The organism is Chryseobacterium sp. Leaf405 (assembly GCF_001425355.1).
GTDB lineage: Bacteria > Bacteroidota > Bacteroidia > Flavobacteriales > Weeksellaceae > Chryseobacterium.
The window spans coordinates 521,371-547,074 of sequence record NZ_LMQN01000012.1; the positions used below are offsets into that span (position 1 = coordinate 521,371).

General features: G+C 34.4%; 21 protein-coding genes. 11 read left to right on the forward strand and 10 right to left on the reverse strand.

Annotated elements, in window-relative coordinates; translation table 11 throughout:
* Positions 1–98: 98 nt before the first annotated feature.
* Positions 99–1,394 (reverse strand): tyrosine--tRNA ligase, encoded by a 1,296-nt coding sequence (gene tyrS, locus ASG22_RS08610; protein WP_055983027.1) that lies wholly within the window; start codon positions 1,392–1,394, stop codon positions 99–101.
* A gap of 120 nt (positions 1,395–1,514) precedes the next feature.
* Between tyrS and ASG22_RS08615 the strand changes: the two genes are divergently transcribed.
* On the forward strand, positions 1,515–2,075 hold the full coding sequence (locus ASG22_RS08615; RefSeq protein ID WP_055983028.1) for an RNA polymerase sigma factor: 561 nt from the start codon (positions 1,515–1,517) through the stop codon (positions 2,073–2,075).
* On the opposite strand, the gene ASG22_RS08620 is transcribed toward ASG22_RS08615, so the two are convergent.
* On the reverse strand, positions 2,076–2,708 hold the full coding sequence (locus tag ASG22_RS08620; RefSeq protein WP_055983030.1) for a hypothetical protein: 633 nt from the start codon (positions 2,706–2,708) through the stop codon (positions 2,076–2,078).
* Between the two features lie 108 nt (positions 2,709–2,816).
* Here ASG22_RS08620 and lipA point away from each other — a divergent pair, with 108 nt between their 5' ends.
* Positions 2,817–3,683 carry a lipoyl synthase gene (lipA, locus tag ASG22_RS08625; protein WP_055983032.1) on the forward strand — a complete coding sequence of 289 codons (867 nt, stop codon included), beginning with the start codon at positions 2,817–2,819 and terminating at the stop codon, positions 3,681–3,683.
* 103 nt (positions 3,684–3,786) lie between these two features.
* Here lipA and ASG22_RS08630 read toward each other — a convergent pair whose 3' ends face one another.
* Positions 3,787–4,641 carry an AraC family transcriptional regulator gene (locus tag ASG22_RS08630; RefSeq protein ID WP_055983034.1) on the reverse strand — a complete coding sequence of 285 codons (855 nt, stop codon included), beginning with the start codon at positions 4,639–4,641 and terminating at the stop codon, positions 3,787–3,789.
* Between the two features lie 159 nt (positions 4,642–4,800).
* Here ASG22_RS08630 and ASG22_RS08635 point away from each other — a divergent pair, with 159 nt between their 5' ends.
* Complete coding sequence (locus ASG22_RS08635) at positions 4,801–6,009, forward strand: MFS transporter (RefSeq protein WP_185113795.1); 1,209 nt, start codon at positions 4,801–4,803, stop codon at positions 6,007–6,009.
* 51 nt (positions 6,010–6,060) lie between these two features.
* On the opposite strand, the gene ASG22_RS08640 is transcribed toward ASG22_RS08635, so the two are convergent.
* The 6 genes from ASG22_RS08640 to ASG22_RS08665 form a co-directional block, all read right to left on the reverse strand.
* The gene (locus tag ASG22_RS08640; protein ID WP_055983036.1) at positions 6,061–6,405 is read right to left on the reverse strand and encodes a mannan-binding lectin; all 345 of its coding nucleotides are present in this window, start codon (positions 6,403–6,405) and stop codon (positions 6,061–6,063) included.
* Between the two features lie 174 nt (positions 6,406–6,579).
* On the reverse strand, positions 6,580–6,960 hold the full coding sequence (locus ASG22_RS08645) for an STAS/SEC14 domain-containing protein (protein ID WP_055983038.1): 381 nt from the start codon (positions 6,958–6,960) through the stop codon (positions 6,580–6,582).
* A gap of 178 nt (positions 6,961–7,138) precedes the next feature.
* Complete coding sequence (locus ASG22_RS08650) at positions 7,139–8,734, reverse strand: DUF4139 domain-containing protein (RefSeq protein WP_082504975.1); 1,596 nt, start codon at positions 8,732–8,734, stop codon at positions 7,139–7,141.
* A gap of 135 nt (positions 8,735–8,869) precedes the next feature.
* The gene (locus ASG22_RS08655) at positions 8,870–9,544 is read right to left on the reverse strand and encodes an SIMPL domain-containing protein (RefSeq protein WP_055983042.1); all 675 of its coding nucleotides are present in this window, start codon (positions 9,542–9,544) and stop codon (positions 8,870–8,872) included.
* A gap of 183 nt (positions 9,545–9,727) precedes the next feature.
* A complete protein-coding gene (locus ASG22_RS08660; RefSeq protein WP_055983043.1) occupies positions 9,728–10,081 on the reverse strand; it encodes a hypothetical protein in 354 nt (117 codons plus the stop codon).
* A 140-nt stretch (positions 10,082–10,221) separates the two neighbouring features.
* Positions 10,222–11,607, reverse strand: coding sequence for a vWA domain-containing protein (locus ASG22_RS08665; protein ID WP_055983045.1), 1,386 nt, complete (start codon positions 11,605–11,607; stop codon positions 10,222–10,224).
* Between the two features lie 130 nt (positions 11,608–11,737).
* Between ASG22_RS08665 and ASG22_RS08670 the strand changes: the two genes are divergently transcribed.
* The 3 genes from ASG22_RS08670 (at position 11,738) to ASG22_RS08680 (ending at position 14,943) form a co-directional block, all read left to right on the forward strand.
* Positions 11,738–13,522 (forward strand): histidine kinase, encoded by a 1,785-nt coding sequence (locus ASG22_RS08670; protein ID WP_055983048.1) that lies wholly within the window; start codon positions 11,738–11,740, stop codon positions 13,520–13,522.
* Between the two features lie 60 nt (positions 13,523–13,582).
* Entirely contained in the window at positions 13,583–14,317 is a 735-nt protein-coding gene (locus ASG22_RS08675; RefSeq protein WP_055983049.1) for a LytR/AlgR family response regulator transcription factor, read from the forward strand.
* Positions 14,318–14,403: 86 nt separating this feature from the next.
* Complete coding sequence (locus ASG22_RS08680) at positions 14,404–14,943, forward strand: lipocalin family protein (protein ID WP_055983051.1); 540 nt, start codon at positions 14,404–14,406, stop codon at positions 14,941–14,943.
* A gap of 97 nt (positions 14,944–15,040) precedes the next feature.
* Here the strand turns inward: ASG22_RS08680 and ASG22_RS08685 are convergent, their stop codons facing one another.
* Entirely contained in the window at positions 15,041–15,517 is a 477-nt protein-coding gene (locus tag ASG22_RS08685; protein WP_055983052.1) for a hypothetical protein, read from the reverse strand.
* A gap of 116 nt (positions 15,518–15,633) precedes the next feature.
* Here ASG22_RS08685 and ASG22_RS08690 point away from each other — a divergent pair, with 116 nt between their 5' ends.
* From ASG22_RS08690 to ASG22_RS08710, 5 genes are all read left to right on the forward strand, one after another.
* Positions 15,634–16,884: a CinA family nicotinamide mononucleotide deamidase-related protein gene (locus ASG22_RS08690; RefSeq protein ID WP_055983054.1), complete on the forward strand. Its 1,251-nt coding sequence runs from the start codon at positions 15,634–15,636 to the stop codon at positions 16,882–16,884.
* An 86-nt stretch (positions 16,885–16,970) separates the two neighbouring features.
* Positions 16,971–20,369 carry a polysaccharide deacetylase family protein gene (locus ASG22_RS08695; protein ID WP_055983056.1) on the forward strand — a complete coding sequence of 1,133 codons (3,399 nt, stop codon included), beginning with the start codon at positions 16,971–16,973 and terminating at the stop codon, positions 20,367–20,369.
* A 76-nt stretch (positions 20,370–20,445) separates the two neighbouring features.
* On the forward strand, positions 20,446–22,473 hold the full coding sequence (locus ASG22_RS08700; protein ID WP_055983058.1) for a M13 family metallopeptidase: 2,028 nt from the start codon (positions 20,446–20,448) through the stop codon (positions 22,471–22,473).
* 411 nt (positions 22,474–22,884) lie between these two features.
* Positions 22,885–24,984 (forward strand): M13 family metallopeptidase, encoded by a 2,100-nt coding sequence (locus tag ASG22_RS08705; RefSeq protein WP_055983060.1) that lies wholly within the window; start codon positions 22,885–22,887, stop codon positions 24,982–24,984.
* A gap of 154 nt (positions 24,985–25,138) precedes the next feature.
* Positions 25,139–25,687 (forward strand): type VI secretion system contractile sheath small subunit, encoded by a 549-nt coding sequence (locus tag ASG22_RS08710; protein ID WP_055983062.1) that lies wholly within the window; start codon positions 25,139–25,141, stop codon positions 25,685–25,687.
* The last annotated feature ends 17 nt before the right edge of the window (positions 25,688–25,704 follow it).

Consider the following 25,704-nt stretch of genomic DNA (forward strand, 5'->3'; position numbering starts at 1 on the left):
TCGATAGCTTTTTTTATTTGCACTTAAGTTGAGAAAATAATTAGGGGCGGCAAGATGAAATCTTGCCGCCCCTAATTATTTTATATAAATTGGATAATTTAAACCACTTTAACAATGAAGTAACTTTTCTTACCTTTCTGTAAAAGAAGGAATTTTCCATCAATAAGATCACTTTCATTAGCAGTAAAAGTATCATTTACTTTTTCTTTGTTTACAGAAATTGAATTTCCTTTAATTTCTCTTGTGGCCTCACTTTTTGATTTTAAGAAACCAGATTTTTCAGAAAGAAGATCAATAATATTAATGCCCAAGACATCTTCTTTTGCTACTTCCTTTTGAGGAACACCATCAAAAACCTCTAAAAAAATTTCTTCATCAAGACTTACTAAATCTTCAGCAGTTGATTTTCCAAAAAGAATTTCTGAAGCTTTCACAGCTTTTTCATATTCTTGCTTTCCATGAACCCAAATGGTAACTTCTTCAGCTAATGCTTTTTGAAGTTTTCTCTCATGTGGTGCTTCTTTATGAATAAGAATAAGATTTTCAATGTCTTCTTTTCCTAAGAAAGTATAGAATTTAATAAATCTTTCCGCATCATCATCTGTCGCATTTAACCAAAACTGATAGAATTTATAAGGTGACGTTTTCTTTTTGTCTAACCAATAATTTTCTCCGCTTTCAGACTTTCCAAATTTTGAACCGTCAGCTTTTGTAATTAAAGGAACTGTTAACGCAAATGCTTCTCCCTGAGCTTTTCTACGGATCAACTCTGTACCTGTCGTGATATTTCCCCATTGGTCAGAACCGCCCATCTGAAGTTTCACTCCATTATTTTGATATAAATGTAAAAAATCAAATCCCTGAATCAATTGGTAAGTAAATTCCGTAAAACTCATGCCGTCTACACCAGCTTCTCCGGAAAGTCGTTTCTTCACCGAATCTTTCGCCATCATATAATTAACGGTAATATTTTTCCCGATATTTTTAGCAAAATCGAGGAAAGAAATATTTTTCATCCAGTCATAATTGTTCACCAATTCTGCTTTATTGGGTTCACTTCCTTCAAAATTCAAAAACTTTGAAAGCTGATTTTTTAAACAATCAACATAATGAAGAAGGGTTTCTTCATCCAGAAGATTTCTCTCTGCAGATTTTCCTGAAGGATCACCAATCATCCCTGTAGCGCCCCCTACCAAAGCAATCGGCTTGTGACCGTGCTGTTGAAAGTGAGCCAAAATTTTTATCTGAATAAGACTTCCGATATGTAAAGAATCTGCAGTAGGATCAAAACCGATATAGGCAGTTGTCATTTCCTTATTCAGTTGTTCATCCGTTCCGGGCATCATGTCGGCAAAAAGCCCGCGCCATTTCAGTTCTTCAATAAAAGAGTTCATTATTTTTAACTTTAAAATTTAATGAGCAAAGATAAGAAATTCAGGGTTAATAAATAAGGAAAGTGAATTCCTTCATCAGCTTATTTGGCTTTTCACCAAAATCAATTATATTTGTTAATAATGAACGACGAACAATTATTTTCCCTTATTCAAAAGGCAAAAGAGAAAGACCAAAAAGCACAGACAAAACTCATTAATGTTTTTTGGGTGGATGTTTTTTCTTTTGTGATGAAAAAAGTACATGACGAAAATGATGCAGATGAAATAACAGTAAATGTTTTCTCTAAAGTTTTGTCGAAATTGGATATGTTTGATCCGCATTTTCAATTTAAAACCTGGATTTTAACGATTGCACAAAATACAATTATCGATTTTTGGCGCAGAAAAAGCAGAGAAAATCAAGATCCGACCGAAAATTTAGACGAAGTAAAAAACCAATACGCAAAATCTCCGGAAGAATTAATGATTTCTGATGAAGAACAAAAGAAAATCATTAAAACCATCGAATCGTTAGACGCTAATTACCAGGATATTATCAAATTAAGATTTTTCGAGGAAAAAAGCATTAAAGAAATCGCCGAAGAATTGGGAATTTCTGTCGCCAATACAAAAGTACGGGTGATGCGAGCCAAAAAAGTCTTAGCCGAATTGTTGAAAAATAATGAGTTTGGAGAGGATTAATTACAAATAGACTGTTTCTTTAGTTTGTGGCAGAACAATTTTTCTTTGTTTATCAAGATTTCTGTTCTGAAGATTTATTTTTAAACCTTTTTTTACAAAAGTTTCTTTTTTAGATTTCCCATATTCCTTGGTATTGTCTACTTCTTTTTCAAAAATCAATTGTCCGGTAGATAAATTAAAATCAACATCTGTCCAATATTCTTCAGGTTTTCCGCTGCTTGATGAATAGCCGATGAGTTCAAAATGTCCGTTCTGAAACCTATACTTGTCTGTATAACCCCATTTCCAGCTGCTTCCTCCGGCTTGAGTAATTTCCAGAATGCCATTCTTTATTTCTGTACTTTGATAAGGATCGCCCATCATGCCGCCGTCATTGCTTTTCAGAATAGCATTTCTAGATTTTTCTAAAATTGTCCACTTTCCATTTGTTTTTTTAAGTATCTGCAGTTCACGGATATTTCCGTAATCGGTCGTATCTTTTGTATTATAAATAATTACTTTTTCCGGAATTTTGTCACCATCCAAATCTCCGTCAACTGTTTCGATAATTGTTGAACCTGCCGGTTGAAATTCTTTTTGAGCATAAGAAAGTGTACTGAAAATAATACACAGAAAGCAAATTGCTGTTTTCATAAAATATTTTTGGATTTTAAAATTACAAAATTATACGTTTCATCAATAGCGGTCTTTGATTGTTTCGATAAAAAAATCACTAACTTTGAACCTCAATTTGAGAAATAAATGGAGAATTTAGTTCAAGATACTACCGTTCAAAAACCAAAATGGATTCGTGTAAAACTTCCTACAGGAAAAAATTACAGAGAATTAAGAACTTTGGTTGATAAATATAAATTAAATACAATTTGCCAAAGCGGAAGCTGCCCGAATATGGGTGAATGTTGGGGAGAAGGAACAGCAACTTTCATGATTCTTGGAAATATCTGTACAAGAAGTTGTGGGTTCTGCGGTGTAAAGACCGGAAAACCAATGGATGTGAATTGGGATGAACCGGAAAAAGTGGCGCGTTCTATCAAATTAATGAAAATCAAACACGCCGTTTTAACTTCAGTTGATCGTGATGATTTGAAAGATATGGGTTCAATTCTTTGGGGTGAAACCGTAAATGCGGTGAGAAGAATTTCTCCGGGAACGACGATGGAAACTTTGATTCCTGACTTTCAAGGTTTGACGAAACATTTAGACAGAATGGTGGATGTTGCTCCGGAAGTAATCTCTCACAATATGGAAACGGTAAAACGTTTGACTAGAGAAGTGAGAATTCAGGCGAAATATGAAAGAAGCCTTGAGGTTTTAAGATATTTAAAAGAAGCCGGACAAAACAGGACAAAAACGGGGTTAATGCTTGGTTTGGGTGAAGAAAAACATGAAGTTTTCCAAACAATCGAAGACATTAGAAATGCAAATGTTGATGTAATTACAATGGGGCAGTATTTACAGCCTACTAAAAAACATCTTCCTGTGAAGAAATTTATTACGCCGGAAGAGTTTGATGAATTCGGGGATTTTGCAAGAAGCTTAGGTTTCCGACACGTTGAAAGTTCACCTCTGGTAAGAAGTTCTTATCACGCAGAAAAACATATTCACTAAAATATAAATCGCTTCAAATTTGGAGCGATTTTTTTATTGTCATTGCGGAGAAAGCGAAGAAATAATTTCGGATTACCAATAAATTTCTTAGAATGCTAATCTTTTAACCGACTATTTTTGTCAAGTGTTTTTTCTTAAACGCTGAAGGAGTTTCTCCGATATATTTTTTAAATAATTTATTAAAATAAGACAGACTTTCAAACCCCACCTGAAAACAGATTTCTGTGATGCATTCATTTTGCAGTAAAAGTAATTTTGCCTGATTGATTCTGTAATTATTCACAAAATCGGTAAAAGTCATATTTGTTTGCTTCTTAAAATACCGACAAAAAGCAGGCGTACTTAAATTAACATTTTCAGCAATAATATTTACATTGGGATTTTTATCATAATTTTCGTGAATGTAATCATAGATCGTTCCCATTCGGATTTTATCATTTAGAAACCATTTTATCCGGGTATCTTCATTGTTGAGTTCTTTTACTTCATCTGATGTAGCGAGAATATTTAAAATTTCAATTAAACCCATAAAAGATGTGAAAGAATTTTTATTTTTAATTTGATGAAGTTTTTCAACAACAATTTTCTTCGTTTCTCCTGAAAAGGATAAACCTAAGTAAGACCGCTCCAATAATTTTTTAATATTTTCAAATTCAGGAACGGGAAAAATAATTTCATTAAGAAAATTCTCTCGCATTTGCAAAACCATTTGTTTGCATTCGGTCTGGATTTTATAATCGAAATTGAGGTGAGGAACATTGGTACCAATTAATAACAATTCACTATCCTGAAAATCAGAGATACTTTTTCCAACGTGTCGAATTCCTTTTGAAGCTTCCACATATACTAACTCAATTTCAGGATGATAATGCCAGAAAAAACAGTTTTTAAGTGACGGAGAAAACAACTTGAAAGATTTCCCATCTTCAAAATCAATAATTTCTTTCTGAATTTTCATTATGTTCTCTTTTGATTAATAATTAATTTAAATGTAATTAAAAAGGTTAATACAGAGCAAATTTATATCATTTCTGTTAAAGTTTAAATGATTATTTCTATCGAATTTTGCATTTTGAAAGAGAGAATGAATTATTAATCAATTCGATGTAAATAGCAAATGAAGATAGATAAAAGAATTATACCGTTGGCAATAGGCGGTTTAGGTATTGGGACTACTGAATTTACCGTGATGGGATTACTTCCTGATATTGCAAAAACATTGCAGATCACTATTCCACAAGCGGGACATTTAATTGCGGCTTACGCAATGGGTGTCGTAATCGGAGCACCATTTTTAATAGGATATTCAGTGAAATTTCCACCTAAAAAAGTATTGATTGCTTTGATGGTGATTTTTACAGTTTTTAATGCGCTGTCTGCGATTGCACCGGATTATAATTCAATGTTAATCATCAGATTTTTATCGGGACTTCCGCACGGAGCATTCTTCGGAGTGGGAACAGTTGTGGCGTCGAGAATGGCGGGCAAAGGGAAAGAGGCACTTTATATTTCATTAATGTTTACGGGACTTACGATTGCTAATCTGGCAATGGTTCCTTTGGTGACGTACATCGGGCATATTTTTCATTGGCGTTGGTATTTTGCAATTGTTGGAGTCATCGGTTTATTTGCACTATTATTTCTGAAGCTTTGGCTTCCTGTTCTGGATACCAATAAAGATTCTCATTTCCTTGAAGAATTGAAGTTTTTAAAGAAAAAACAATCATGGCTGGTTTTAATGATTACTGCGATTGGCTTTGGCGGACTTTTCACATGGTTCAGTTATATTACACCTTTAATGACCATAATTTCAGGAATTAAAGAAAACCAAATGGCTTACGTGATGATTCTCGCCGGTGCCGGAATGGTGGTTGGAAATCTTGCCGGAGGTATTTTATCAGATAAATTAGGCCCGGAAAAAACCTGTGTGTTATTATTATTTTTAATGATGATCTCTTTGGGAGGTGTATTTTTTCTTTCAGAGTATCAATATATTTCGTTAACGCTTACTTTTATTTGTGGAGCTTTGTCGATGTCGGTTGCTGCACCCATTAACATCATGATGATGAAAGCAGCACCAAAAAGTGAAATGATGGCAGCAGCTTTTATGCAGGCAGCTTTTAACTGTGCTAATGCAATGGGTGCTTTTCTTGGCGGAATTCCTTTGGAGAAAGGATATGCCTATAATTATCCTTCGCTGGTAGGAGTGGTGATGACATTTATCGGTTTGATTATCGCTTTCAGGTATAAACAATTATATAGTTCCCGAAAAGAGAAAATAAAAGAAATTTCTGAAGAGTGTGTTTCTTTGATTGATAAAAAATAAAAAGAAGGCTGTTTCAACCGAAACAGCCTCTTTTCTTGATGAAACTCTTGTTTAGAACTTAAAGACACAGCCGCAAACGCTCATTTTGCCTTCTACAACTGTTGTCCATTGTCCGTTCCATGTACCTCCGTAAGATGCACAGATGGACGGGCAAATTTCTTTAGCGTCTTCGTTGCTCCAGATCGGACCAGCCAATACGTCTAATGTGTACTCTGAATCACCTGTCGGCTGAGTGTTCAGCTCAACTTCGATTACGCTCATTTGGCTTTCAACAATGGTAGACCATTGTCCTGTGAACTTTCCTAAATGCGCTGCTGCGATACGTGGTCCTAATTTTTGTGCTTCGTCGTTGCTCCAAAGTGGACCTGCAATGATGTTAATTTTGAATGTTGACATGGTTTAAAGTTTTTGTTTGTTTAACATTACAAATGTAGTCACGATTATGAGAAATAATTTAAGTGAAATGTACTAAATTGATAATTAAGTGTTTATACTTAGTTGCCCGATGTTTAGGAAAATAAAAAAGACTGCCTCAAAGAGACAGTCTAAGTTGTTTTAATAATAAGCTGATTAAGCTTCTACTTCATTACCGTTGTTGCACCAATACAATGCATTATAAAGATTTTCTTTAGGAAAAGATTTAAATTCTCCCGGCATCAGAACACTGAAAATATCAGTAAAATTCTGTACGCCTTCTTTATCTGTCACAATAGCGGCACGGTTCCATTTTGTTAAATTTTTTAATCCCAGAAATACGTCCTGCAGCCATGCACCCATCGTAAAATTATCAAGATCTGTGTCAAGATAAAGAAGATAATTCAATTCATTATATTGATCAACCTTTTGTTTTACTAAAGGGATAACAAGGCTTTCAAAATCTTCTCTGGTTACTTCTCCCGTTGCATTAAAAGCGGCAACATTTTCGGGAGATCCTGGAATAATCGTTATCATATTGTATATTATTAAAGTGGTTTGGTTTTAGGTCATAACAAAAAGTAAACCATTATTTAATACCGAAATCTTAGGATGTAAATCTTGTGTGGTTCAGAAGCTAAAAGCTGCAATTCTTAAAAGAAACTTGCAGCTTCACAATTACAAAAGATTGCGTTTTTATATTAGCAATTTTAAGTTATCTGCTGTAATATTGTATCTGTAGGTCTTTCGGATATTTTATTTCGTAGGAGAAATTTATTTTTTCTGAGCCTCCGCTGCCTATTGTTCTGTTCCATAAAATACTTCCTGTTTTATCATCATAGTTTCCGCCATTAATTTCTGTTGCTTTTACTACAATTTTAGAATTTTCACTAATTGGCACTTGGTCGAGAATTTCCAGATTAATACTTTCTTTTGTATTATTTCTGATGTTGATCTGATACTTTTCTGTTCCCCATATATTAGAATTGTAAGTTTTTTGGGATGTTTTATCTTCTAATTTTGTTCTTTTTACCACAATTCTTTCATCCACTCCAAGAGAAATCGGGAATTCATCTTTTATGTAATTGCTGGTGATAATAGTTTTGCCGATGTAATTATCTTCAAAATAAATATTGGCTTCTCCTGAAATAAGATTAAGATTCTGCCAGTTTTTAACAAATGCCATCAGAAAAACCTGATTGCTGAGTTTGGGAACCGTATGAAATCTGTAAGTGGCATCGATCTTTTTTTTATCAAGAATTACATATTGTTCTTTTTCCTGGCTAATGATATTCTGGTTATATTTCAGTTCATACAAAATATTCATCTGGCTTTCAGAAACTGTTGCAACAGGAATTTGGCTCGGTTTAGCAGCTTCATCTCTCATTTGATAGGAGTTCATTTTTGCAGAAGATTCTTTCAGTTTATAATTCATGGTTTCTGCCTGTGAATTGTACGGCGTATATTCTGCGACATACAGCGGCAGCAAAATCGGCCTGTTTTGATTGTATGAAGGTCTGTATGTAGAAACAAACAGCTTTATATTATTCCAGTCTTGTCCTGTTTTTTGATAAATTTTTCCTTTGTAAACAATTTCCAACGGATTTTTTATGGACTCTGCTCTCAGATCATAAGAAGGAACCCATCCTGCATTGGCGACAACGTAGCTTATCCCAAGATTTAAGTTAATTTCGTTTTCTGCTAAGATTTCCAACAAAAGTTCTTTGGTATTCGTATTTTGGTGAGGTTGATTTTCTGCAATTTTTTGATTAATCTTTGCAATATTTTCATCGAAAACACTTTTCTGCTCGTTCAGAAGAAAAACCTGATTGTCTATCTCGAGCATTCGTTTTCTGTAAAATTCGGTAAGCTTAATGAGCTGCTTTTGGGGAGTTTCTCTATCGTTGGTAGAGATTTTGAGATTATCATTAATGATATTTTTTTCGCCTTCAAGATTATTTATTTTAATGCTTAGCAGATCTGCCTGCCGTTGGATTTTCTTTCTTTCAAGATCAAGTATTTTATCGCTTTGAGACAATTCACCGGTTTTTAAAACAGCTGTTTGTGGAGTAATCGAAAGAAGGGTAGTCGTTTTTTCAAGATTTATTTTATATGTATTTTCATCGAGATCATTCGGGAGATTGGTAATCCGTACCGTATTTTTTCCCTTTTGAAGATTTACATCGGTACTTCCGAACACTTTGGCTCCCTGCAGAAATACAGTGGCTTGTTTTACATCAATTTCTTTCTTTATTTCCTGTGCCTGGAACATAGAAACATAGAATAGAATACATATTAAAAAATATTTCATAGTTTATTTATTTTTCCTGAAATAAAATTACGCCTTACCGGAAGTCGTTTTTTGGAGACTTGGTGAAAACAGACTTTCACTTGGTGAACATTTTCAATAAAAAAAGACAGCCGTTTCAGACTGTCTCTATTTATTTTAAAGAATTTCATATTTTGTTTTAATGCTGTATTTCAGCTTGATGTTTTCAATGTTATCAAACGAATAATCTACATTGGTATCCGCCGCTTCCATCTGAACATTGGCAACTTTGCTTCTATATGCCATCGGAACGATCATATCGCTTGTATAATCTTCAATTTCTGTAATTTCAAGAGGTGTTCCGACTTTTTTACTGATGCTTTCCAACAGGTAATCTGCTTTTTCTTTTGCTGCTTTTAACGCATTAATCTTAACGGTTTTCCTGAAATCAGCAATTTTAGTATTCTTGATTTCAGCAATATTGATGTTGCTTACCCATTTTTGATTCAGACTTTCAAAAAGATTTCCCATTTCTGTCTTTTTACTTACTTTAAACTGAAAATTTTTCGTAAAAAATTTAGGTTTAGAATAAATATTTTGATTCATCGATTTGAATTTGATGTCTTCATTTTTTACTCCATTATTTTTCAATGTTTCAAACAGGAGTTTTTCGTTATCGGCAAGCTGGTTTTTGTTATCGCCTTTTATTCCGACGTTGAAGATAATTTCATCCGGTTCTACTTCCATTTCTGCAACTCCTGTTACTTCGATAAAATTCTTTTTAATTTCCTGTGCATTAATCAGACTTCCAAATGTTAACAATCCGATCAATAAAAAAAGTTTCAATTTCATAATTTCCTGTTTTAATTTTAAACTTCTACTGTAAAATTACCAGGATTTGAAAACGAAAATTCCCAGACTTGGTGAATGGGAAGTTTGACTTGGTGAGTTTTCGGTTTTGGCGGCAAAGCCGCCAAAACCGAAAACTGAAAAAGCGGGATTAAGCTTCAAATAAAAACAGTTCCTGAGAACTATTTATCTATTAGTAAAAATGACAGATCTTCCATTTCGGGTGGTGAGTTTTTTCTCTTCGGAGAATAATTTTGTTCTTATAATAAGTCCGTCCCCATGTTCTGAAATGTTATAAGTATTTGAAGTAAAAAGTGCATCATTGATGTAATGCTCAAACAATTTCGTAGAATCTGACTGGCTGACGGCATAAAAATCTACCTTATAATTATCAATTCCCGTCTGATAATACTTGTAAATGATTTTTTCGTTCAGATCGCTTGAAATAATTTTGGTCTCGATGAAATTGTTCTGCTCCAGGAAAGAACAGTTTTGCAGCAATAGCGCAGGAAGCAGGAAAAAGTAAAGATGTTTTTTCATAGTTATATTTGTTTAGTAAATGTAATCATTGCTAATCTGTTGATTGTTAACGGAATTTCAATTCTCAGTTTACGAAATGTTTATATACAATCGTTAGTGAAAATCATAAAAGACAACCCGAAAGCTGTCTTTAATAATATTTAATAATAATATTGAGGATTTTTCTTTGGAGAATATTTTAAAGCAATGTCATAAACTCTTTTCAGATCTTCATCGTTTTTATCGCAAAAAGATTGGTAATAATCTATAATATTTTGCATTGATTTTTTGGTATTTCCCATATTATTTTGTGAAAAATCTTTTGCCGCTTTTTTGAGTTCCGTTGTCATTTTTGCAATCTGAAAGTTTTTCTTCAATTCTTTTTGAGTCGCTTCCGTTAATGCATCATATCCTCTTTTTGACGAAATATTTTTCGTTTCATCATTTTTTTCGTAGGTTAAAGATGCAGTAATCGTAGAGTTTTCCATTTCATTTTTTTCAATTTCCATTAGAAAAATCTGGGTTTGCCCGCAATCAAGATTTTCCAGTTCAACTTCTATCTTTTGGTCAGAAATATATTGGGGTTCATATCCATAGAATTTTTTGACTTTCATGCCTTTTGGGATATTAATCGTCAGTTTTGGCTTTTTCCCGATATTGTAAAGAAGACTTTCCAGTTCGTCTTTAAATGTTTTTTGAATATCGATTTCATTTTCTCCGATGAAATAATTTGAACCTCGCCCATACGTTGCAATTTTTCTTAATAAATCAAAATCCAGCTGTTGCCCGACTCCGATGGTGCTGATGTCGATTCCCTTGTCATTAAATTCTTTTGATTCCTTTAAAATCGTTTCAGGATCAGTGATGCCAGAGTTTGTCATTCCGTCAGTCAGGAGAATCACTTTGCTGTTATATTCCTTTGTATTGTGTTTTTGTGCTTCAGAATATCCCATCATCATCCCCGAATGAATATTGGTAGATCCGGACGGATAAATACTTTCGATAATATGGTCTAAATTTTCTGCAACATCTTTCAGTTTTGATGATTTTAAAACAAGATTGGCTTTATCATCAAATTTTATAATTGAAATCATATCATCAGGTTTTAATCCTTTTACGAAAACTTTAAGAGCTTTTTTCACTTTCTCCAATTTCCCGCCACCCATTGATCCGCTGTTGTCGATCACCACAGAAACATTAACTTTATTAGCATTTTCTCTGCTCGTTACATTCTGCGTTGCCAATCCGATTTGTAATAAATAGGTGTCGTCTGAATTCAGAATCGCATTGTCATAATCAATACTTAAAGCTACCTCATTTTTCTTCGGAATTTTAATCTGATGTTTATGATAATTCATAAAATCTTCTATGATAATGGTATTTTCGTTGAGAAACCCTCTCTCGTTGTTGCTGGAAAGTCCGTTACTTACCGCATGAGCGACAGAACCTGTAGAAACTCCCAGTTGCGCTTTTGAAGTAGTGAAAATGAATGCTGCGGCGAAAAGATAAGCCAATGTGCTTTTGTTTAAAACAGATAAATTTTTCATGATTGTTAAATTTGAATTATGCTACAAACTTAGTCTCATAATCGAAGTAGAGTCGGGGAAACTTGGTGAAAGCCGATTTTGGCTTGGTGAATCGTTTTTTACAAACTATATATATGTATATCTTTGTTTTATGAAAATGTGTCATCTTCTTGCTGTCTTTTGTTTATTCACTTTTGGGAATGTTTTTTATGCCCAGAGCAACAAACCTGTGGAGGATATTCAGATGGAAACTAAAAAACTGAAAAAAGCATTCGATGTAAAAGATGAAACATCGCAGGCAGATTCTTATTACAATATTGGCGATACATTTTTCAACGATGGTAATTTTCAGAAAAGTGAAGAATATTATAGTAAAGCAAAAAATATCTACGAGAAATTAAATGATAAACCGAATATTGAAAAAACAAGTAGAAAATTAGCGCAATCTCAGGAAAAACAGAATAAAATTACACCGGCAATCAGCAATTACAGCAGAGCGGCAGAAGTAAGTTTGCCTAAAAGCAAAGCTGTAAATTCCAACGATGCCACAAGGCTTTCTACAAATTCTTCTGCGGTTAGAGAAGAAGCTATTTTAAATAATATTCAGCTTAATGAAAATGAAAAAAATAAAGGCGATTTGGCAGCAAGTTACAGCCAGATGGCAGATGTAAATATTCAGCAGAAAAATATTCCGAGGGCAGAAAAAAACCTGAATGATGCATATAAAATTTCCAAAAAGGATGCGCCTCAACAAGCGTTGGAAATCAATCAGAAATTAACTGATTTTTATGTTGAAAATAAAAAGTTCGACAAAGCAATTGAAGCTAAAAAAAAGGTTCTGAAAGAAGATTTTGTAAAAGGAAATTCTCAGAAAGAAGTCGAGCAGATTCAGGAATTGGCAGACATATATATCAAAAAAAATGATGCTGAAGAAGCCATTAATTTATTAAAAAAATCCTACGGAATTGCTTTGGATAAAGGACATACTTTGGAAGCACAAAAGAGTGTAAAAAAATTAGACAGTCTTTATAATGTTTCAGGAAATATAAATTCATCAGTTAAGTTATACCGTGATTTTCTCGGAAAATTGCCGGATTTGGTTTCTAAAGATAAAAGTTTGGTGGATAATAAAATTCTTGAAGATACAGAACAGAGAATTGTTCAGTTGGAACAGGAAAAAAAGTTAAAAGATGAATTAATCCGCAAAAAAAATCTCTTTAACTATAGTTTAATTTTTGCATTGATTATTTTAATTGGGTTAATAATTTTCATTTTCAGAACCTTGAAAAAAGTTCAGATTAAGAATAAAAAAATAGCATTACAATCGCTTCGCCGTGAGATGAATCCACATTTTATTTTTAATAGTTTGAATTCTGTGAATCATTTCATCGCAACCAATAACGAACTGGAGGCTAACCAATATTTAACCAAATTTTCGAAGTTAATGCGTGGCGTGATGGAAAATTCTACGGAAGACTTTATTCCGTTCCAGCAGGAATTTGATTTGCTTCAAAATTATTTAGCCTTAGAAAAAACTCGTTTTACCGACAAATTTGACTATGAAATTGATGTTGATGAAAGTTTAAATATCCACAATCTGAAAGTTCCCGGAATGTTGGTTCAGCCGTTTCTTGAAAACGCAATCTGGCACGGACTTCGGTACAGAACGACAAAAGGATTTTTAAAATTAAGTTTTGAAAAAGAAAATCAATATTTAAAAATTACTATCGATGATAACGGAATAGGAATTGAGGAAAGTAAAAAATTAAAAACCGAACATCAAAAAAACAGAGAGGGTCGCGGAATGAAAAATACGCTGGAAAGAATTATCCTTCTGAATGATTTGTATCAGCAGGAAATCCAATGCAAAATCACAGATAAGAAAGATATACAGGGCGTATTTGTAGAAATCAGCTATAAATTGGTGAATAAATAATATGAAAGTGAATCTTAACTTAACCTGCAACCTAAAATCTACTCCCTAAAACCTAAAAAAATGAAAATAAAAGCCGTAATCGTAGACGATGAAGTCATTGCAAGAGATGTTTTGAGGAATTATATCACAAAATATTGTCCGCAAGTCGAGATTTTGGGTGAAGCTGAAAATATCAAAGAAGCAGTGCCATTGATTGCTGAAAAGCAGCCTCAATTGGTTTTTCTGGATGTTGAAATGCCTTTCGGAAATGCTTTCGATGTATTGGAAGCGACGAAAGAATATTCTTACGAAACGATTTTCATCACGGCATTTTCACAATATTCTCTGCAGGCTTTGAATAAATCGGCGAGCTATTATATTTTAAAACCGATTGATATTCAGGAACTGATTGTAGCGGTAAATAAGGTCGCTGAAAGTTTGGAAAGCAAAGAAGAGCTTAACCGAAATAAAATTCTTCTCGAAAACTTGAAGTTAAAACCCGAAAAACAGCAATTAATTCTCCCAACACTGCAAGGTTTTGATGTGGTAAAAACGGAAGACATTGTAAGGCTTCAGGCGGATGGAAATTTCACTCAGGTTTATCTCACGGATGGTTCAAAAAAAATGGTCTGTCGTTTTTTAAAGCATTTTGATGATCTGCTGGAAACTCCTTTTGTGCGGGTTCACCGTTCCCATATTATCAATACCAGTTTTGTGAAATCTTATCATAAAAGCGGTACGGCAACACTTTCCGACAGTACAGAAATCGAAGTTTCAGGAAGTTTTAAAGACAATTTCCTAAAAGTTTTTTCGTGAAAAAATCTTAGTTCCCTTAGCGTTAAAAAACGAAATATTTTCAGGCATTATTTTTGAAGAATTCTCGTACCACAAAATATTTTATTATGAAGACTCTTCAAAAGATAGCAATACCTGTTTCTCTGGGTATTTTAGGATTAATTATTTTCAATTCTTGTTCCGTAGGACTTCCAAAAGGAGCGACGGCTGTTCAAAATTTCGATGCAGATAAATATCTCGGAACCTGGTACGAAATCGCCCGCTTCGACTACAAGTTTGAAAAAAATATGGATAACGTCACAGCTACGTACTCCAAAAATCCAAACGGAACGATAAAAGTTGACAATAAAGGCTATAATTACGTCAAAAAAGAATGGAAAGAATCGGTAGGTGAAGCGAGATTTGTTAAAGCTTCTACAGAAGCTCAGCTTAAAGTTTCTTTTTTCAAACCAATCTGGGCTGGGTATAATGTCGTGGATATTGATGAAAACTATCAGTACGCCTTGGTGATGGGAAACAGTTTGCAATATCTTTGGATTCTCTCCAGAACAAAAGAAATCCCCGAAAGCATTAAACAGCGATTTTTAGCAAAAGCAAAAAATATTGGCTATAAGACGGATGAATTAATTTGGGTAAAACATAACTAAAAATCAAGTATTAAGAGAATTTGTCATTCTGACGAAGGAAGAATCTATTTATTTAGATTCTTCAATACTCTTGCTTCTCAGAATGACAAACTTTATTTTAATTCAAATTTTTAAATTCTTTCCATTCTTCAAAACGGTAATCAATAACCTGTTTCATCAAATCGTAGTTTTCGTAAGTATCTTCGATATGATAAAAAGTTTCATATTCATAGTCGTTTTCCTCAGCTTCAGTATCAAAAAGATTCACGTAATCATCTGCAAACGAACTGTATCTGTTTCCAAATTCGGTGTCATCTTTATAATAATCTTTTGCAAAACTGTTTCCTAAGTCATTGAGATCTTGCTCAGAAAATTTTCCATCCAATGAATCCATGACAAATTCTGCCCCAGTCATTTCTCTTCGTTTCAATTTTTCAATTTCTTCTTCCGCATCTTCTTTTAATTCAACCGAGATAAAATCGCGGTTAATACACCAGTTCAGGAACATTCCTGTGTGTGTTGCTCCGTTTTTTTCGGAAAGTCCTTCAGGGAAATCGCCGCCTGAATGCCAGGACGCATCGTCATATTTAGACATAATTCTTACTTATAGTTTTAAACAATTTTAGTCAAAAATAGAAAAAATCAATTTATATTGCCTGTCATAGAGAATTTTCCGTCATTTGCAGGAGAATTTTTTTCAAGAATTACAATATGGAAAATGCTGTTTTGATTACTATTGGTGACGAAATCTTATCCGGAAATACCGTAGATACCAATTCCAACTTCATTGCTACTGAACTTAAAAACATTGGGATAAAGGTCTCACAGATCCTTACCATTTCAGATGAAATCGAAACCATTAAAAACGCTATACAATCTGCTTTTGAAATTGGAGATTTAATTATCACAACAGGCGGTTTAGGTCCGACAAGAGATGATAAAACCAAGAAAGCCATCGCCGAATTTTTTAATGATGAAATTGCTTTAGATGAGGTAACGTTCAATCATCTGAAAGAATATATGGAAAAACGGGGTCGTCTGGAAATTTTGGAAAGAAACCGTGAACAGGCTTTTGTGCCAACAAAATCTACCGTTTTTCAAAATCATTTTGGGACGGCACCTTGTATGATGATGGAACAGGATGGTAAATTGTTGTTCAGTCTTCCGGGCGTTCCTTACGAAGTAAAACCATTGATTAGAGATCAGATTGTTCCTTATCTGCACAAAAAATTTAGCTTAAATTTTATTTCTACAAGAATTGTTTCTGTTGTCGGAATTCCGGAAAGTATTCTGGCAGATATTATTGAAGACTGGGAATTGGCTTTACCTGAAAATTTAGCCTTGTCTTATCTTCCGGTTGGAACTCGTGTAAAATTGAGATTAACGGCGACAGGTATAAATGAAAATCTTCTTCAACAACAGCTGGAAGACGAAATTCAAAAATTATTACCTTTAATTAAAGATAACGTCATTGCCACTTCGGAAGATAAAATTGAGAAAATTCTGGGCGAACTTTTAAATGATAGAAAATTAACAATTTCCACGGCGGAAAGTTGTACGGGAGGAGAGTTGGCAAGATTAATTACATCAAATTCCGGAAGTTCAAAATATTTTCTTGGCGGAATTATTCCGTATGCAACCGAAAAGAAAATTGAAATTTTAAAGGTTAAAAAAGAAACCGTTGATGAATTTACAGTCGTAAGCGAGCAGGTTGCCATGGAAATGGCAGAAGGTTGTCAGAAATTATTCGAGACTAATATTTCACTGTCAACAACCGGAGTTGCCGGTCCGGGAAAAGGCGAGGACGAGAAAGATATCGGAACGGTTTTCTACACCATCAGAATTGATAATAAGGAAGTGACTTCAAAATTATATATGCCTCATCTTGATCGACAGGATTTAATGCACTTTGCTTCACAGAAAATTATTCAGGATTTGGTGGGAATTCTTGTCAATAATTAGGTGTAAACTTTAATTTTAATATTTTTTTAATTAAATATGATGTAGTTTTTCACACTTTTTGAAATCCTTTGAGAAATATCATAATCGTGGAAAACTCAAAACAGATTTTTCAGACGGACAGCAAAAAACGTTGGAGAAACGTACAGTGGGGAACTCGTATTTTCATCTTCGTTGGGGCGTTGCTTTTTTTGGCTTTAGGCTTGATGATGAGATTCGACAAAAGCCCCAAAGTACCTTTCAAAGAAGATTACAAAGCGGTAATTACGGCGAGTAAGCCTTATCTTCAGGAGAATAAAATTTCAAAAGAATATAAAGGTTTTAGAAGTTTCATTTCTGAAAAAACAATGCACACAAGCCTCGCCAAAATCGAGAGAGCAAGAGCCGAAAGACTTAAAAATCAAAACAGAAACTGGGCACAATTTCCCGGCGGAATACGTTCTGCATTTTATGTTGCATGGGATCCGCAGTCACTGATGTCTTTAAAAAGAAATATCAAACATATTAATCTCGTCTTTCCGGAATGGTTTTTCCTTGATCCGAAAACTGGAGATCTTAAAACAAATGTCGATTCCGAAGGTTATAAAGTTATTAGAAGAACGGGCGTTGCAGCAATGCCCATGCTTAGTAATAATTTTCAAGAGGAATTCCGTTCTGAAGGGTTGGGTAAAGTGTTGAAAAATCCACAGAAAAGAACACAACTGATTCAAAAACTCACTCAACAATGCCTTAAATATCAATTTAAAGGAATCAATATCGATTTTGAGGAAATGAATCTTGATTCTGATGATAATTTAATTGCTTTTATGAAGGAGCTTTCTGAAACTTTCAAGCAAAATAAATTACTCGTTACGATGGATGTCATGACGGATAATGATGATTATAATATTCAGAAACTAAATCCGTTCGTAGATTATTTTGTATTGATGGCTTATGATGAATATACTGTGGCCAACGATGCAGGACCCGTTTCTTCGCAAAAATGGGTGGAAGCTCAAACAGAAAAATTTTCGCAAAAAACATCTCCTAGCAAAATTATTTTAGGTTTGGGAGCTTACGGTTATGATTGGAGCACAGATAAAGATCAAAACAATTCTGTAACATACATGGAGGCGATTACAAAAGCGAGTGCAAGTAAAGCAGTTATTAATTTTGATGATAGTACTTTTAATTTAAATTATTCATATACAGATTCAAAAAACAATACACATACTGTATTTTTCAATGATGCGGTTTCTATTTTTAATACTATGCGTTTTTCTTCGGAATACCCTTTGGCAGGAACAGCACTTTGGAGACTGGGAAGCGAAGACAGCCGAATCTGGAATTTTTATGACAAGGATCTGACTTTTGCGGGGTTGTCGAAATTCAATCTAAAAACCCTTGAAAATGTAAAAGGTCAGACAATGGTCGATTATATTGGTGATGGTGAAGTTTTGGATGTTCTAAATACACCTCATGACGGAAAAATTGCATTAGAAATTGATCCTAAAGAAAAAATAATTACAGACGAAAATTATGTGACCTATCCAAGTTCTTATGAAGTGAAAAAATATGGAGAAGCCCCTCAGAAAGAATTGGTTTTGACTTTTGATGATGGTCCCGACGAAACCTACACGCCACAGGTTCTGGATATTTTGTCGAAATATCACGTTCCTGCTGCGTTCTTTTTAGTAGGTTTAAATGCTGAAAGAAATCTTCCTTTAGTTAAAAGAATTTACAGGGAAGGACATGAGATAGGAAATCATACTTTTACCCACGAGAATGTTGCTAAAGTCAGTCCTCAAAGAGCTTTACTTGAAATGAAACTGACAAGATTGTTGATTGAATGTATCACAGGACACAGCACCATTTTGTTCAGAGCACCCTATAATGCAGATTCTGAACCGACAACTTCTGAAGAAATTGTTCCTGTTGCGTTGGCGAGACAGCAAAACTATTTAGACATTGGGGAAAATATTGATCCTGAAGACTGGCAACCAGGAATAAAAGCAGGTGAAATTGTAAAACGTATAATGGCAGGATTGAAAGCAGAGAGAGGAAACATCATTCTTCTTCATGATGCAGGAGGAGAAACACGGGAAGAAACGATTAAAGCATTAAAAATTCTTATTCCGACCTTACAGAAACAAGGATATCATTTCACAAATCTTGCGACGATTTTGCATAAAAATGAAGCAGAATTAATGCCCGCAGTTCCGAAAACGAGATCTTATTATGTAATGCAGCTTAATTTGGTATTAGCAACGATTATTTATTGGATTAGCCATTTTTTGATAGCATTATTTACCATTTTTATCGGATTGGGATTAATAAGACTCATTATTATGCTGTTTTGGGTTTTTAAAGAAAAGAAAACAGAGAAAAAATTAGAAAACTTTCCGGTTTTGGAATCTTATCCCAAAGTTTCAATTATTGTTCCGGCCTATAATGAAGAAGTGAATATTATTTCATCACTGCATAATTTATTACAGCAGAATTATCCAAATTTCGATATTATTATGGTTGATGACGGAAGCAAAGATTCTACCTACAAAAAAGCAAAAGCAGAATTTACGGATCATCCGAGATTAAAGATTTTCAGTAAAATAAATGGCGGAAAAGCAACGGCTTTGAACTTTGGAATTTCTCAAACCGATGCGGAATATGTTGTGTGTATTGATGCAGATACAAAATTGGAGCAAAATGCTGTAAAATATTTAATTGCAAGATTTTTAAATTCAAGCCCTGAAGAAAAAATCGCTGCTGTTGCAGGAAATGTAAAAGTTGGAAATACGGTAAATTGGTTAACGAAATGGCAATCTATAGAATATACAACCAGTCAGAATTTTGATCGATTGGCGTATGCAAATATCAACGCGATTACGGTAATTCCGGGAGCTATCGGAGCTTTTAAAAAATCTGTGATCGATGAAATTGGAGGGTATTCTTCCGATACATTAGCAGAAGATTGTGATATTACCGTGAAGATTTTGCGAAACGGATATACTGTTGCCAATGAAAATCGTGCAGTTGCCGTAACGGAAGCCCCTGAAAGTGTAAAACAGTTTTTAAAACAACGTTTCAGATGGACGTACGGAATCATGCAGATGTTCTGGAAACAAAGACACACTTTCCTTAATCCGAAATATAAAGGGTTAGGACTTTGGGCGATGCCGAATATTTTATTGTTTCAATATATTATTCCGTTTTTCTCTCCGCTTGCAGATGTTATCATGTTTTTGGGGATTTTATCGGGAAATGGCGACAAGATATTCAGCTATTATTTAATTTTCCTTTTGGTAGATGCATCATTGGCTTTGATGGCATTTATCATACAGAGAGAAAAATTGGTCAATCTGTTATACATTATCCCACAGCGGTTCGGCTATCGATGGTTGATGTATATCGTACTGTTCCGAAGCTTGAGAAGGGCTCTGAAAGGCGAAATACAGACCTGGGGATTCCTAAAACGAACCGGAAATGTAAAAGAAGTTGCCGCTTCTTAATATTTAATTAAATTTGTTTTCATAAAAAAGTAACGAAATTAAAAAAAGTTATACTTATTATTAAATTGTAATTATAATGAAAAAATTAACGCTTTCTTTGGCTTTATTAGCAGGAATCGGTTCACAGACGGTGAACGCTCAGGCGACAGACAAAGGTTTAGACCTTAGCTTGATGGATAAATCAGTGCGTCCGCAAGATGATTTTTATAACTATGTGAGTGGAACTTGGATGAAAACTGCCAAAATTCCTTCTGATAAACCAACATGGGGAAGTTTCAATAAATTGGCTGATGATACAGACAACAATTCAATGACGATTTTGAATTCTCTTTTGAAGGATAAATTTGCTGACAGAACAGAGGGTAAAAAGATTCAGGATCTGTACGCAACGTACATGAATATGCAGAAGAGAAATGCAGACGGAATCAAGCCTATTCAGTCAAATATCAACAAAATTGATGCGATTAAAAACCTTAAAGATCTTCAGAATTATTTAACTTCTGTAACCAAAGAAGGTGAAAATACACTGTACGGTTGGGGAATAGATGCAGATTTGAAAGATTCTAAAATGAATGCTGTTTATTTGGGGAATGCATCTCTTGGTTTAGGAAGAGATTATTACCAGAAAGTAAACGAAAAAAACACAGAAGCTCTTGCAGAATATACAAAGTATGTGGCTTCTATGTTGAAAGAATTAGGATATAAAAATGCTGACGCTGCTGCAAAAGGAATTGTAGACTACGAAAAAAGCATTGCAAAAACATACCTTACCAACGAGCAAAGCCGTGACAACACGCTTCAGTACAACCCAAGAACAATGGCTGAGCTGAAAACTCTGGTAAAAGATGTTGATCTTCCTGCTTATCTTAAACAAGTTGGCGTAAACACAGATAAAGTAATCATCGGAGAAATCGGATATTATAAGGATTTCGATAAATTAGTGAATGAAAAAACTCTTCCTGTAATTAAAGATTATTTGAAATTTCACATGATCCACGGAAGTGCCTCTTATTTAAGCGAAAAACTGGGTGACATAAAATTTGCTTTCTATGGTAAATATTTGAGAGGGCAGCAGGAGCAGAGAGCTTTGAATAAAAGAGGATATGAGTTAATCAATGGTTCTTTAGGTGAAGCTTTCGGAAAATTATATGTTGAAAAATATTTCCCTGCTGAAGCGAAAGCGCAGATGGTGGAATTAATCGATTATTTAAAGAAAAGTTTTGCCGTTCACATCAACGGATTGACTTGGATGTCTTCTACAACGAAGGTAAAAGCAATGGAAAAACTGAATAAGTTCACTGTAAAAGTGGCTTATCCCGACAAATGGAAAGATTATTCAAAATTAAATATCACTTCTGAAGCTAAAGGTGGAAATTTATATTCTAACCTTCAGAATATTTCAGAATGGCAGTATAACAAAGATTTAGCAAAAATCGGAAAACCGGTTGACAAAACAGAATGGGGAATGACTCCGCAAACTGTAAATGCTTACTACAACCCGGTAAACAACGAGATCGTTTTCCCTGCTGCAATTCTTCAGCCGCCTTTCTTCAATCCTAAAGCTGACGCTGCAGTGAATTTCGGTGGAATCGGTGCGGTTATCGGTCACGAAATGAGCCACGGATTTGATGATTCCGGTGCACAATTCGATGCAGATGGTAACTTGGTAGATTGGTGGACTCCAGAAGATAAAGCTAACTTCGAAAAAGCAACTAAAGCTTTGGCTGCTCAGTACGACAAATATGAGCCGGTAAAAGGAACTAATGTAAACGGAACTTTCACAAACGGTGAAAATATTGCCGATTTAGGTGGTGTAAATATCGCTTACGATGCATTGCAAATGTATTTGAAAGATAAAGGAAACCCTGGATCGATTAGCGGTTACACACAAGATCAGAGATTTTTCCTAAGCTGGGCAACGGTTTGGAGAACATTGTCTAGTGAAAAATACATGGTAAATCAAGTGAAAACAGACCCGCACTCTCCTGGATATTTCAGAAGTTTCGGACCGTTAACAAATGTTGATGCTTTCTACAAAGCATTTGATGTAAAAGAAGGAGACAAGCTTTATAAAAAGCCAGCAGATAGAATTAAAATCTGGTAATCAATACCAATAAATAGCAAAACCGTTCAGCAATGAGCGGTTTTTTTGCTTTTTATTTGAAGCTTTTTACTGCTTTCCACACTCGCTACAGTATAAAAATTAACTTTTAAACTGTGTTTCTGAGTGTAAGGATCTCTGATGAAATTATTCACCTAAAGTTTGCCAAAACTCCTAAAATTACCCCATCATNGGCGGCGGCTTTGCCGCCGCCGAATCCTAAAAATAAATTCAAACATTGTTTGAATCGGGCTATAGTTTCACTCTTTCATTTCAAAATCCGGCTTTAGCCAAAACTTAATTTGATATATGTTCTTAAAATATTTATGCAATTCGTGTTTAAACAAATCATTAACCATTTATAATCTAAATTCGTATATTTGGTAAGTGTGTGTAAAATCAAAATTATTTTTAATGAAAAAGCTAAATATTGGAATACTTGCCCTTTCGGGTTTGGTATTTTTAAATTCATGTGGAACAACAAAAACTGCCAGTACTCAAAAATCTGAGCCGATGAATGGATTAGAAATTGTAAAACCTGAAAAACTGGAAGTGAAAGAAGAGGGCATCAATTTATCTTATATGGATAAAACTGTTCGTCCGCAGGATGATTTTTTTAGCTACGTAAACGGAAATTGGGTGAAAACCACTCAGATTCCTTCTGATAAAGCGAGTTGGGGATCTTTCAATGCGTTGAGAGAAAATGTAGATGATGCTTCTTTGGATATTTTAAATAAAATTTTATCCGAAAAATATGAAGCGGGTTCTGAAGGTCAGAAGATCCAGAATCTGTACGCTTCTTTTATGGATACAAGTAAAAGAAATGCAGACGGTTTAGCACCAATCAAAGGAGATTTAGCAAGAATTGATGCGATCAAAAACCTTAGTGATCTTCAGAAATATTTGTTGGAAGCAACAAAACTGGGTGATAATTCTTTCTACGGATGGGGCGTAAGAGCAGACATGAAGAATTCTAAAATGAATGCAGTCTATCTTGGCGGTCCGGATCTTGGATTGGGAAGAGATTATTATCAGAAAGTAAATGAAGCTAATACAAAAACTTTAGCGGAATATCAAACGTATGTCGGAAAATTATTCGGAGTTTTAGGATATAAAAATTCTGATGTAGCGGCGAAAAATGTTGTTGAATTCGAAAAACAATTGGCAAATTATTTATTGACTTTAGAGCAAAACAGAGATGCTAATTTAAGATATAATCCAAAAATGATATCAGAATTACCGGCTTTGGTTAAAAATATCAACCTTCCGAAATATCTAAAAGATGCCGGAGTTAATACCGATAAAGTGATCGTTGGTGAATTGAAATATTACCAAAATATGGATTCTTTTTTAACTCAAAAGAACCTTCCTTTGCTGAAAGATTATTTGAAATATCATTTAATTAATGGTAATGCTAGTAATCTGGATGAAAATTTAGAGCAGATCAGATTCGATTTCTATTCTAAATATTTGCAAGGTCAGAAAGAACAGCGCCCGATGGACAAAAGAGGACTTTCTTTGGTAAACAGTGTTTTGGGTGAAGCTTTCGGAAAATTATATGTGGAGAAATATTTCACTCCTGAAGCAAAACAGCAGATGGAAACCTATATTGATTACATTCTGAAGTCATTCAAAACGCACATCAATGATATGGATTGGATGTCTCCTGAAACGAAAGTGAAAGCTCAGGATAAATTATCAAAATTCACGGTAAAAATTGCTTATCCTGATAAATGGAAAGATTATTCCCAATTAAAAGTGGAATCTTCAACGAGCGGTGGAACTCTGTATTCTAATCTTCAGAATGTTTCTGCCTGGCAATATCAGAGAAGTTTAGATAAAGTAGGAAAACTTGTTGACAAAACTGAATGGGGAATGACACCGCAAACGGTAAATGCTTATTACAACGGTTCAAATAATGAAATTGTTTTCCCTGCTGCCATTCTTCAACCTCCTTTCTACAATCCAAAAGCAGATGCTGCAGTTAATTTTGGTGGGATCGGTGCGGTTATCGGTCACGAAATTTCTCATGGTTTTGACGACAGTGGTTCAAGATTCGACGGAGATGGAAACTTGAATAATTGGTGGACGGATGCAGACCGTAAAAACTTTGACGCAAAAGTGGGACAATTGGCAGCTCAGTATAGTGCTTACGAACCGGTAAAAGGAAGTTTTGTAAACGGTAAATTTACAAGCGGTGAAAATATAGGTGACCTTGGCGGAGTGGCAGTGGCTTACGATGCTCTTCAAATGTATCTTAAAGATAACGGAAATCCGGGCTTAATCAGTGGATTCAATCAGGATCAGAGATTTTTCATGAGCTGGGCAACCGTTTGGAGAACAAAGTCTACAGATCAGTATATGACAAATCAGGTGAAAACAGATCCGCACTCACCGGGAGTTTTCAGAGCATTCGGTCCGTTGGTAAATCAGGATTCTTTCATCAAAGCATTTGATATAAAACCGGGAGATAAAATGTATAAAGCTCCTGAGGAGAGAATAAAAATTTGGTAAGACAAGCCAAAAATTGTTAGAAAAGAAAACGTATCAGAAATGGTGCGTTTTTTGTTTATTTTTCCTAGATTAGTGACATCAATAGAATTGTAAATTTGATTGATATTTAATCTATTAATTTTATATTTCAAGAAAAATCTTAACAAAATTTTGTATGTTACAGTTTTTTTTTAAATTTAAACATTGGATTGGTCAGTTATTTGATGCTGATAAAAACGATTCACACCAAACAAAAAAATCTCAAAATAATAATAATATGGCAATGTTTAATTATGGCGTTGGCGGAAACGAGGTAAAAGTAGACGCTAATGAAGCTATTCAGGAGATACAGGAGAATAAGTCGCTGATTGTAAGCCAGCTTACAACCGATGAATCTTACGTCCCTGAAATTGTAACAGGATTAAAGACTGTGGATGACGTCTTCAGACATTTCCAACCTTCTGTGGCTGTACAGCACGAGACGGAAGATGGCAACGTGGTAGAAGAGGAATTCCGTTTTCAGAATCTTGCGGATTTTACTCCCAAAAGTCTTACTCAGAAATCAGATTATTTGCAACAGCTCAGCATGGAGCAAGAACAGTACAACAAGATTGTGCGCCAGCTGAAAACGAATAAAATTCTGCGTAATATGTTGGAGAATGATCAGACCAGAGCTGCATTCATTGAAGTACTGAAAGATGTGGCACAAGAACTTGAAAAATAATCTAAAGACTTTACATT

Excerpts from the sequence above, each read along its gene's own strand:
- ASG22_RS08620 (WP_055983030.1), bottom strand. The coding sequence starts at position 2,708 with ATGAAAACAGCAATTTGCTTTCTGTGTATTATTTTCAGTACACTTTCT.
- ASG22_RS08710 (WP_055983062.1), top strand. The coding sequence starts at position 25,139 with ATGTTACAGTTTTTTTTTAAATTTAAACATTGGATTGGTCAGTTATTT.
- ASG22_RS08690 (WP_055983054.1), top strand. The coding sequence starts at position 15,634 with ATGGAAAATGCTGTTTTGATTACTATTGGTGACGAAATCTTATCCGGA.
- ASG22_RS08650 (WP_082504975.1), bottom strand. The coding sequence starts at position 8,734 with ATGAAATATTTTTTAATATGTATTCTATTCTATGTTTCTATGTTCCAG.
- ASG22_RS08615 (WP_055983028.1), top strand. The coding sequence starts at position 1,515 with ATGAACGACGAACAATTATTTTCCCTTATTCAAAAGGCAAAAGAGAAA.
- ASG22_RS08665 (WP_055983045.1), bottom strand. The coding sequence starts at position 11,607 with ATGAAAAATTTATCTGTTTTAAACAAAAGCACATTGGCTTATCTTTTC.
- ASG22_RS08685 (WP_055983052.1), bottom strand. The coding sequence starts at position 15,517 with ATGTCTAAATATGACGATGCGTCCTGGCATTCAGGCGGCGATTTCCCT.
- ASG22_RS08645 (WP_055983038.1), bottom strand. The coding sequence starts at position 6,960 with ATGATAACGATTATTCCAGGATCTCCCGAAAATGTTGCCGCTTTTAAT.
- ASG22_RS08630 (WP_055983034.1), bottom strand. The coding sequence starts at position 4,641 with ATGAAAATTCAGAAAGAAATTATTGATTTTGAAGATGGGAAATCTTTC.
- ASG22_RS08675 (WP_055983049.1), top strand. The coding sequence starts at position 13,583 with ATGAAAATAAAAGCCGTAATCGTAGACGATGAAGTCATTGCAAGAGAT.
- ASG22_RS08705 (WP_055983060.1), top strand. The coding sequence starts at position 22,885 with ATGAAAAAGCTAAATATTGGAATACTTGCCCTTTCGGGTTTGGTATTT.
- ASG22_RS08660 (WP_055983043.1), bottom strand. The coding sequence starts at position 10,081 with ATGAAAAAACATCTTTACTTTTTCCTGCTTCCTGCGCTATTGCTGCAA.
- ASG22_RS08640 (WP_055983036.1), bottom strand. The coding sequence starts at position 6,405 with ATGTCAACATTCAAAATTAACATCATTGCAGGTCCACTTTGGAGCAAC.
- tyrS (WP_055983027.1), bottom strand. The coding sequence starts at position 1,394 with ATGAACTCTTTTATTGAAGAACTGAAATGGCGCGGGCTTTTTGCCGAC.
- ASG22_RS08670 (WP_055983048.1), top strand. The coding sequence starts at position 11,738 with ATGAAAATGTGTCATCTTCTTGCTGTCTTTTGTTTATTCACTTTTGGG.
- ASG22_RS08700 (WP_055983058.1), top strand. The coding sequence starts at position 20,446 with ATGAAAAAATTAACGCTTTCTTTGGCTTTATTAGCAGGAATCGGTTCA.
- ASG22_RS08680 (WP_055983051.1), top strand. The coding sequence starts at position 14,404 with ATGAAGACTCTTCAAAAGATAGCAATACCTGTTTCTCTGGGTATTTTA.
- lipA (WP_055983032.1), top strand. The coding sequence starts at position 2,817 with ATGGAGAATTTAGTTCAAGATACTACCGTTCAAAAACCAAAATGGATT.
- ASG22_RS08635 (WP_185113795.1), top strand. The coding sequence starts at position 4,801 with ATGAAGATAGATAAAAGAATTATACCGTTGGCAATAGGCGGTTTAGGT.
- ASG22_RS08655 (WP_055983042.1), bottom strand. The coding sequence starts at position 9,544 with ATGAAATTGAAACTTTTTTTATTGATCGGATTGTTAACATTTGGAAGT.